Origin of the sequence: Variovorax sp. SG517 (assembly GCF_013376045.1) — a bacterium.
Taxonomy (GTDB): Bacteria; Pseudomonadota; Gammaproteobacteria; order Burkholderiales; family Burkholderiaceae_C; genus Variovorax.
In genome coordinates this window covers 1,140,601-1,148,511 of sequence record NZ_JABMJG010000001.1, presented here as the reverse complement: position 1 = coordinate 1,148,511, position 7,911 = coordinate 1,140,601, and the positions used below count along the sequence as shown (strand labels likewise).

Sequence of the window (7,911 nt, the reverse complement as noted above, 5' to 3'; positions counted from 1 at the left end):
TTGGCTCCCATCGAGTACCAGCAGGGGGACACGGTGGTGATCGTCAAGCACAACGGCGAGGCCAGCTTCCGCGGCCACAAGCTAAAGGTGCCCAATTGCCTTCTGAAACTGCCCATCGCATTCCGCGCGGATCCACAACACGACGGCCACTTCGACGTGTTCTTCTGCCATCAGCCGTTCATGCGGCTGGACTTGAACTCCCTGACAGCAAGGCGATAACCTGCCAGAGTGTTTCCTATGTCCGCGCACACCTGTTTCCGAGGTCCCCGGTCCATACAGCGAAGCAAAGAAAAGTAGGTCGGCCGCCGGGCCGAGACCCGGCCTCGGAACAGCAATTCCAAAGCCGGTTGCTACCATCAAGGCAATCCGAAAGTCAGGCCCCAATCCCGATGTCCCCCTTTCCCTTCTCCGCAGTTCTCTTCGACTGCGACGGCGTCCTCGTCGACTCCGAACCCATCACCAACCGAGTCCTCGCCGAAATGCTGGGCGAGCTAGGCTGGCAAATCACCACCGAAGAATCGATGAACACCTTCACGGGCAAAGCCGTGAAGGACGAAGCCGCCCTGATCGAACAAAAGACCGGCTTCAGGATCACCGACGATTGGCTGAGAACCTTCCGCGCCCGCCGCAACGAGGCCCTGGAGCGCGACCTGATCGCCATTCCGCGCGCCCCCGAATCCATCCGTGAAATCCACGCCATGCTCGACGGCCGCATCGCCTGCGCCTCGGGCGCCGACCGCCACAAGGTCGAACTGCAGCTCGCGAAGGTCGGCCTGCTGGAGTACTTCGAGGGCCGCATCTTCAGTGGCCACGAGATGCCGCGCTCCAAGCCGCATCCCGACGTGTACCTCGCCGCCGCCGAAGCGCTGGGTGTCGACCCCAGGCGCTGCGCCGTGGTGGAAGACACGGTCACCGGCGCGATGGCCGGCGTGGCCGCAGGCGCGACGGTGTTCGGCTACAGCACGGGCGAATCGGGCCACAGCGGTCCCGGCCCGCTGCTGAGCGTGGGCGCGGTGAGGGTGTTCAGCGACATGGCCGAACTGCCGGCGCTGCTTTCGGGCTACGGGCTGCAGGCAGCCTGAGTTTCTGTTGGAATGCAAGGGAGCACAGCCCTCCAGCCCACTCCCCAGCCGCAGGAAGCAAGCAAACTCCATGACCTCCGAATACAAAACCGAGCAACCCGAGCGCAGCGAGATCGATGCGCTCACTGGTCCCGCCGTCGTCGAGTTCGGTACCAACTGGTGCGGCATCTGCAAGGCCGCGCAGCCGAACATCGCAGAGGCCTTCGCGAAGTATCCGAACGTGCGTCGCATCAAGGTGGAAGACGGCAGCGGCCGGCCGCTGGGCCGCTCGTTCAATGTGCGGCTCTGGCCCACGCTTGTGTTCATGCGCGACGGCAAGCAGGTCGCGAAGCTGGTGCGACCGGAAGACAGCAAGTCGATCGCCGACGTATTGGCGCTGATCGATCAGCCGGCCTGAAGCCCGACGCGATCCATCATCGGCGCGACGCTGCTGCAGGCTCATGAACACCGAACTGCATCGACTCGCGAAGGCGGCTGATCTCGACGCGCAGGCGCACGCGCTGCTGCGGCTGCGCTTCGGGCATGCATGTGCACAGCGCATGCGGCACCTGCTGGAGTCGCCGGACGCCGTGGAAGGCCTGGACACGCTGGGCGCGTTTCTCGAGGGCAAGGCCGATTCCGCCGCCCTGGCGTTGACCGAACAGCGGATGGCCGTGGTGGCGGGCAGCCACCCGGGCTCCCGCTCCATCGACGGAACGGCCCATGCAGCGGTCTCCGCGACCTATGCCGTCTACCAGGCCGTTGCCGGCCGCGCGCTGCAGGCTGCCGAATATGCGGCCTACGCGACCGTCTATGCATACGGCGCCTACGCAATCAACGATCCCGATGCCTTCACCGAGGAGTTCGCGTGGCAGGTCTCGACGCTCGATAGGCTCTTGCGCGAAGAGCAGCTCCTGTCGATGCGAGCCGGCTGACGTCGATACCAGGCAGCAGCCGAAAAAACACGCGAAGCCCGCAAAAGAACCCAAGATCACTTTTCGACTTTTCCTTTCGCGCCCTCCGCGTCCGGCTGTCCGATCCCGATCCCGACGCAGCCTCTTACTTGTCCCGCAGCCTGAAGTCCCGCGGCGCCTGCCCCGTCCATTGCTGGAAGGCGCGCGAGAAGCTCTTCTCGTTGCGGAAGCCCACCGCCAGCGCCACCTGCTTGATCGGCCGCGTGGTGCGGCGCAGTTGCTCGATGGCCATCTCGTGGCGCACTTCGTTCTTCAGCGCCTGCAGCGAGGTGCCTTCCTCGTGCAGCTGCCGGTGCAGCGTGCGGCCCGACACGTTGAGCAGCGCGGCCAGCGCCTCGGCGGTGGTGGCCTCGGCGGCGCGCGAGCGCAGCAGTTCGCGCACGCGCTGGCCCAGCAGGCGGTCGCGCCGGTACTGCAGGATGGTCAGCGGCAGCGCGCGCTTGAGCATGGTGCGCAGCGCGCGTTCGTCGCGCTGCAGCGGCAGGGCAAGGTAGCGCTCGTCGAAGGCGATGCCGGCCTGCGGCGCGCCGAAGCGCACGTCGGGCGTGAACATCAGCGGATAAGCGTCGCTGTGCGGCGGCGCGGCGAACGGAAAGCTCGCGTGGCGCAGCGAGATGCGCGAGTCGATGGCCCAGCACATGTAGCCGTGCACGAAGCGCAGCGTGGTCACCAGGCAGAACTCGCGGAAGGCGTCGTCGAGCGGGTGGTTCTCGGCGATGCGCAATGTGGCCGCGCCGGCAGCCACGTCGAGCGACAGGTCGATGTCCTCGGTCAGCAGGCGATGGTGCCGGCACCAGCGCTTGAGGGCCACGCCAAGGTTGGGCGAACTCAGCGAGGCGCGGCACAGCATGCCGTAGCTGCCCCAGGGCAGGCGCCGCGTGAACCAGCCGAGCGTCTCGTCGTCGAGTTCCTGCATGGCGTGGCTCGACAGCGCCTCGAACTGCGCTGCCGTCACCCGCGCGCCTGGCCGGGCCAGTTCGCGCGGCGTGATCTGTGCCGCCTTCAGGGCCTCGGCGGGGTCCTTGCCGTAGCGCTCGTAGGCCTGCACGATGGCTCTCACGAACGCCATTGGCGTGACGGCGCGGGTGGGGCGGAGGAACGACGGATGAGACATGGCTTGGCGGGCGGCTCGTGGCGCAATTTGCAACCATTGTGGCGCCAATTGAGGCACGGCGAAGCGTAAGCTGCGGTCTTTCAAGCAAGCGCCATTCCGCGCGGGCAGCCCTGCGCGCCGACCCCTCAGAGGAGACAAACCCCATGCACGATCCCGGCCTGAACTTCGACCTGGGCGAGACCATCGACTCGCTGCGCAGCGCGATCCAGGACTTCGCCGCGAACGAGATCGCTCCCCGAGCCGCCGACATCGACCGCGAGAACCTGTTCCCGCACGACCTCTGGAAGAAGCTCGGCGACCTCGGCCTGCACGGCATGACGGTGAAGGAAGAGTACGGCGGCACCGAACTGGGCTACCTGGCCCACATCGTGGCCATGGAAGAGGTGTCGCGTGCATCGGCCTCGGTGGGCCTGTCGTACGGCGCGCACTCCAACCTGTGCGTGAACCAGATCCACCGCAACGGCAGCGAGGCGCAGAAGAAGAAATACCTGCCCAAGCTGGTGAGCGGCGAGCACGTGGGCGCGCTGGCCATGAGTGAGCCCAACGCCGGCTCCGACGTGGTGAGCATGAAGCTCAAGGCCGAGAAGAAGAACGGCTACTACCTGCTCAACGGCGGCAAGATGTGGATCACCAACGGCGGCGACGCCGACACGCTGGTCATCTACGGCAAGACCGAGCCCGAGATGGGTGCGCGCGGCATGACGGCCTTCATCGTCGAGAAGGGCTTCAAGGGCTTTTCCGCCGGCACCAAGCTCGACAAGCTGGGCATGCGCGGCTCCAACACCTTCCCGCTGTTCTTCGACAACTGCGAGGTGCCTGAAGAGAACGTGCTGGGCGGTGAAGGCCAGGGCGCCAAGGTGCTGATGAGCGGCCTCGACTACGAGCGCGCCGTGCTCTCGGGCGGCCCGCTGGGCATCATGGCCGCGTGCATGGACTCGGTGCTGCCCTTCATCCACGAGCGCAAGCAGTTCGGCCAAAGCATCGGCGAGTTCCAGCTGATGCAGGGCAAGATCGCCGACATGTACTCGACCTGGCAGGCCACGCGCGCCTACGTGTACGCGGTCGGCAAGGCCTGCGACCGCAACGACCATGCGCGCACCTTCCGCAAGGACGCGGCCGGCGCCATCCTGTATTCGGCCGAGAAGGCGACCTGGATGGCCGGCGAGGCGATCCAGGCGCTGGGCGGCGTGGGCTACACCAAGGAGTTTCCGGTCGAGCGGCTGTGGCGCGACGCCAAGCTGTACGAGATCGGCGCGGGCACGAGCGAGATCAGGCGCATGCTGATCGGGCGCGAGCTGTTTGCAGAGACGGCCTAGGATGTTTTTCTCCCTCCCCCTCTGGGGGAGGGCTGGGGTGGGGGCAAGCAGCGTTGAATGAGGCATTGCACTGAACAAGGGCCGCCTGCCCCCATCCCAACCTTCCCCCAAAGGGGGAAGGAGCCAGAGACAAAGGAAGGAAATGAGCATGACCGCTGCATTGACCGAGAGCTACGGCAAGGGCGCCACCGACGTCCCCCTCATCGAACAGACCATCGGCGACTTCTTCGACGACATGGTCGCGAAGCAGCCCGATCGCGAGGCGCTCGTCAGCCGCCACGAGGGCAAGCGCTACACCTACCGCGAGCTGCAGGCCGAGTCGAACCGCCTCGCCAGCGCGCTGCTGAAGCTGGGCCTCGCGCCCGGCGACCGCGTCGGCATCTGGTCGCACAACAACGTGGCGTGGGTGCTGATGCAGATCGCTACCGCCAAGGCGGGCCTGATCCTCGTCAACATCAACCCCGCCTACCGCACTTCGGAGCTCGAATACGCGCTCAACAAGGTCGGCTGCAAGGCGCTGGTGACGATGGCGCAGTTCAAGACCAGCGACTATCTGGGCATGCTGCGCGAACTGGGCCCGGCGAAGCTGCCGCAGCTGGCCCACACTTTCTGGATCGACGCGAAGCCGGGCGAGGGCGCCGAGCAGCCCGGCATGAAGCGCTTCTCGCAACTGCTTGCCAGCGGCGACGCCAACGACCCGCGCGTCGCGCAGGTGCAGAAGACGCTGAAGGCCACCGACCCGATCAACATCCAGTTCACCAGCGGCACCACCGGCTTTCCCAAGGGCGCGACGCTCACGCACCGCAACATCCTGAACAACGGCTTCTTCATCGGCGAATGCATGAAGCTCTCGCCCGCCGACAGGCTGTGCATCCCGGTGCCGCTGTATCACTGCTTCGGCATGGTGCTGGGCAACCTGGCCTGCCTTACACACGGCTCGGCCATCGTGTATCCGAACGACGGTTTCGACCCGCTGACGGTGCTGGAGACGGTGCAGGCCGAGAAGTGCACCGCGCTGCACGGTGTGCCGACGATGTTCATCGCCGAGCTCGACCATCCGCGCTTCAAGGAGTTCGACCTCTCGACGCTGCGCACCGGCATCATGGCCGGCTCGCCGTGCCCCATCGAGGTGATGAAGCGCGTGGTCAGCGAGATGCACCTGAGCGAGATCACCATCGCCTACGGCATGACCGAGACCAGCCCCGTGAGCTGCCAGAGCAGCACCGACACGCCGCTGGACCGCCGCGTGTCGACCGTGGGCACGGTGCAGCCGCACCTGGAGGTGAAGATCGTCGACCCCGAGACCGGCGCCGTGATGCCGCCGGGCAAGTCGGGCGAGCTGTGCACGCGCGGCTACTCGGTGATGCACGGCTACTGGGACGACGAGGCCAAGACCCGCGAGGCCATCGACGCCGAGCACTGGATGCACACCGGCGACCTCGCCACCATGGACGCCGAGGGCTACGTCAACATCGTCGGCCGCATCAAGGACATGGTGATCCGCGGCGGCGAGAACATCTACCCGCGCGAGATCGAGGAATTCCTGTACCGCCACCCGAAGGTGCAGGACGTGCAGGTGGTCGGCCTGCCCGACCGCAAGTACGGCGAGGAGCTGTGCGCCTGGATCATCGTGAAGCCCGGCCAGAGCGCCACCGAGGAGGACATCCGCGAGTTCTGCAAGGGCCAGATCGCGCACTACAAGGTGCCGAAGTACATCCGCTTCGTGAACGAGTTCCCGATGACGGTGACCGGCAAGATCCAGAAATTCAAGATCCGCGACGCCATGGCCGAGCAACTCGGCCTCAGCCAAGAAAAGACAGCATGAGCCAACTCGAGACCAAACTGAACGCCCGCTCGGCGGACTTCCAGGCCAACGCCGCAGCCATGCGCGCGCTGGTCGACGACCTGCGCACGCAGTTCGCGAAAGTGGAGCAGGGCGGCGGCGAGGCCGCTCGCGCCAAGCACACGGCGCGCGGCAAGCTGCTGCCGCGCGACCGCGTGGCCGAGCTGCTCGACCCGGGCACGCCCTTCCTGGAGATCGCGCCGCTGGCCGCGCATGCGATGTACCTCGACGGCAAGGGCGCGGAGTCGGCGCCGGGCGCGGGCATCATCGCTGGCATCGGGCGCGTCAACGGCGTGGACTGCATGATCGTGTGCAACGACGCGACGGTGAAGGGCGGCACCTACTACCCCATGACGGTGAAGAAGCACCTGCGCGCGCAGGAGATCGCCGAGCAGAACCGCCTGCCGTGCATCTACCTGGTCGACTCCGGCGGCGCCAACCTGCCGAACCAGGACGAGGTGTTTCCCGACCGCGAGCACTTCGGCCGCATCTTCTACAACCAGGCCAACATGAGCGCGCAGGGCATTCCGCAGATCGCGGTGGTCATGGGCTCGTGCACGGCCGGCGGCGCCTACGTGCCGGCGATGAGCGACGAATCGATCATCGTGAAGAACCAGGGCACCATCTTCCTGGGCGGCCCGCCGCTGGTGAAGGCGGCCACGGGCGAAGTGGTGACGGCCGAGGACCTGGGCGGCGGCGACGTGCACACGCGCCTGTCGGGCGTGGCCGACCACCTTGCGCAGAACGACCTGCATGCGCTGGCGCTCGCGCGCTCGGCGGTGGCGAACCTCAACGCCAAGGCCGCGCCAGCCCCGGCGAAGGCCGAAGTGCGCGAGCCCGCTTATCCGCGCGAGGAGCTCTACGGCGTGATCCCCACCGACACGCGCAAGCCCTTCGACGTGCGCGAGATCATCGCGCGCATCGTCGACGGCAGCGAGTTCCACGAGTTCAAGGCGCGCTTCGGCGCCACGCTGGTGTGCGGCTTCGCCGAGATCGAGGGCATGCCGGTGGGCATCGTTGCCAACAACGGCATCCTGTTCTCCGAATCGGCGCAGAAGGGCGCGCACTTCATCGAGCTGTGCTGCCAGCGCAAGATCCCGCTGGTGTTCCTGCAGAACATCACCGGCTTCATGGTGGGCCGCAAGTACGAGAACGAGGGCATCGCGCGCCACGGCGCCAAGATGGTGACCGCCGTGGCCACCGCCAACGTGCCCAAGTTCACGATCATCATCGGCGGCAGCTTCGGCGCCGGCAATTACGGCATGTGCGGCCGCGCATACAGCCCCCGCTTCCTCTGGATGTGGCCCAACGCGCGCATCAGCGTGATGGGCGGCGAGCAGGCCGCGAGCGTGCTCGCCACCGTGAAGCGCGACGGCATCGAGGGCAAGGGCGGCAGCTGGAGCAAGGAAGAGGAAGAAGCCTTCAAGGCGCCGATCCGCCAGCAGTACGAAGACCAGGGCCACCCCTACTACGCCACGGCGCGGCTGTGGGACGACGGCATCATCGATCCGGCCGACACGCGCCGCGTGCTGGCGCTGGGCCTGGCCGCCGCGCGCAACGCGCCGGTGCCGGAGCCGAAGTTCGGCATCTTCCGGATGTGAGG

Annotated in this window: 7 protein-coding genes and 1 pseudogene; 7 read left to right on the top strand and 1 reads right to left on the bottom strand. The window is 66.7% G+C overall.

Annotation, left to right across the window (positions count from 1 at the left end; all coding sequences use genetic code 11):
- The 4 genes and pseudogenes from FHT32_RS05350 to FHT32_RS05335 form a co-directional block, all read left to right on the top strand.
- A pseudogene (locus FHT32_RS05350) lies at nt 1–219 on the top strand (IS481 family transposase); the annotation flags it as partial.
- A gap of 170 nt (nt 220–389) precedes the next feature.
- Nucleotides 390–1,082 carry an HAD family phosphatase gene (locus FHT32_RS05345; protein WP_176663553.1) on the top strand — a complete coding sequence of 231 codons (693 nt, stop codon included), beginning with the start codon at nt 390–392 and terminating at the stop codon, nt 1,080–1,082.
- Nucleotides 1,083–1,152: 70 nt separating this feature from the next.
- Nucleotides 1,153–1,479, top strand: coding sequence for a thioredoxin family protein (locus FHT32_RS05340; RefSeq protein WP_176663552.1), 327 nt, complete (start codon nt 1,153–1,155; stop codon nt 1,477–1,479).
- A gap of 43 nt (nt 1,480–1,522) precedes the next feature.
- Nucleotides 1,523–1,996 carry a hypothetical protein gene (locus FHT32_RS05335; protein WP_176663551.1) on the top strand — a complete coding sequence of 158 codons (474 nt, stop codon included), beginning with the start codon at nt 1,523–1,525 and terminating at the stop codon, nt 1,994–1,996.
- 124 nt (nt 1,997–2,120) lie between these two features.
- Here the strand turns inward: FHT32_RS05335 and FHT32_RS05330 are convergent, their stop codons facing one another.
- Nucleotides 2,121–3,149 (bottom strand): AraC family transcriptional regulator, encoded by a 1,029-nt coding sequence (locus tag FHT32_RS05330; RefSeq protein WP_176663550.1) that lies wholly within the window; start codon nt 3,147–3,149, stop codon nt 2,121–2,123.
- 143 nt (nt 3,150–3,292) lie between these two features.
- On the opposite strand from FHT32_RS05330, the gene FHT32_RS05325 reads away from it, so the two are divergent.
- From FHT32_RS05325 to FHT32_RS05315, 3 genes are all read left to right on the top strand, one after another.
- Nucleotides 3,293–4,465: an isovaleryl-CoA dehydrogenase gene (locus tag FHT32_RS05325; protein WP_176663549.1), complete on the top strand. Its 1,173-nt coding sequence runs from the start codon at nt 3,293–3,295 to the stop codon at nt 4,463–4,465.
- A 142-nt stretch (nt 4,466–4,607) separates the two neighbouring features.
- Nucleotides 4,608–6,290 carry an AMP-binding protein gene (locus FHT32_RS05320; protein WP_176663548.1) on the top strand — a complete coding sequence of 561 codons (1,683 nt, stop codon included), beginning with the start codon at nt 4,608–4,610 and terminating at the stop codon, nt 6,288–6,290.
- Nucleotides 6,287–7,909 (top strand): carboxyl transferase domain-containing protein, encoded by a 1,623-nt coding sequence (locus FHT32_RS05315; protein ID WP_176663547.1) that lies wholly within the window; start codon nt 6,287–6,289, stop codon nt 7,907–7,909. The genes FHT32_RS05320 and FHT32_RS05315 overlap by 4 nt, the downstream gene beginning before the upstream one ends.
- The last annotated feature ends 2 nt before the right edge of the window (nt 7,910–7,911 follow it).

Excerpts from the sequence above, each read along its gene's own strand:
- FHT32_RS05345 (WP_176663553.1), top strand. The coding sequence starts at position 390 with ATGTCCCCCTTTCCCTTCTCCGCAGTTCTCTTCGACTGCGACGGCGTC.
- FHT32_RS05340 (WP_176663552.1), top strand. The coding sequence starts at position 1,153 with ATGACCTCCGAATACAAAACCGAGCAACCCGAGCGCAGCGAGATCGAT.
- FHT32_RS05330 (WP_176663550.1), bottom strand. The coding sequence starts at position 3,149 with ATGTCTCATCCGTCGTTCCTCCGCCCCACCCGCGCCGTCACGCCAATG.
- FHT32_RS05320 (WP_176663548.1), top strand. The coding sequence starts at position 4,608 with ATGAGCATGACCGCTGCATTGACCGAGAGCTACGGCAAGGGCGCCACC.
- FHT32_RS05315 (WP_176663547.1), top strand. The coding sequence starts at position 6,287 with ATGAGCCAACTCGAGACCAAACTGAACGCCCGCTCGGCGGACTTCCAG.
- FHT32_RS05335 (WP_176663551.1), top strand. The coding sequence starts at position 1,523 with ATGAACACCGAACTGCATCGACTCGCGAAGGCGGCTGATCTCGACGCG.
- FHT32_RS05325 (WP_176663549.1), top strand. The coding sequence starts at position 3,293 with ATGCACGATCCCGGCCTGAACTTCGACCTGGGCGAGACCATCGACTCG.